Genomic DNA, 696 nt, shown 5'->3' with positions numbered 1-696 from the left:
TCGTAGGCGAAATCCTTAGGTAGCGCTGCCGCTTTCGCTTTGGCCTGTTCCAGCTGCTGCCAGTAGGCTTCATCCGATGCAGCCTCTGGACGGTTGGCGTAAGACGACAACTCCCGTGCCCATGTTTGGAAGGAATCCGTTTTATAGGGCAATCGTACAGGCTCGCCCTTGATCGCCTGCTCGTAGCCTGTCGAGAAATCTTCAAACAGAATTCGCCACGACACCCCGTCCACCACCAAATGGTGAATGGCTATGAGCAAATGATCGCCCTCGGCTGTGCGGAACAATCCCAGCTTGACCAGAGGTCCTTCGGACAGGTGGATGCTGCTTTGAATTTCATTTGCCTTCGCTTCCAGCGCTTCCGCATAGGATGCTTGTTCACGGTAGTCCACGGTTTCCAGCGTATACAACGCGCCTTCATCTACGCCGCGTGTCCAAGCCTCGTAACCGGCTGAAGCCTGACGGAAAACCGTACGAAGCGCATCATGATGCTTCACAATATGATCCATGACTTGGCAAACCGCCGTCTCATCAAAGCCCTCGGCACGATAGAGCATAACTGCCTGATTAAAGTGCTGCGGACGCTCGCGCTCCTGCGCAAAGAACCAATGCTGGATCGGAAGCAAAGCGGTTTCCCCGCTTACTTCTCCTTGATCTGCCATACGACTGACCTCATGCATATGCGGTGCCAGTGCT

At 54.5% G+C, this 696-nt stretch carries 1 protein-coding gene; it reads right to left on the bottom strand.

The window, feature by feature from the left end:
• Positions 1-696, bottom strand: a 696-nt coding sequence (locus ACL9RM_RS26430; RefSeq protein WP_414126698.1) for a condensation domain-containing protein, incomplete at both ends; no start/stop codon positions are given.

Source organism: Paenibacillus sp. S29 (genome assembly GCF_049319765.1).
Taxonomy (GTDB): Bacteria; Bacillota; Bacilli; order Paenibacillales; family Paenibacillaceae; genus Paenibacillus; species Paenibacillus polymyxa_B.
Note: the sequence above shows the minus strand (reverse complement) of the source record. Positions and strands in the feature narration are given on the sequence as shown.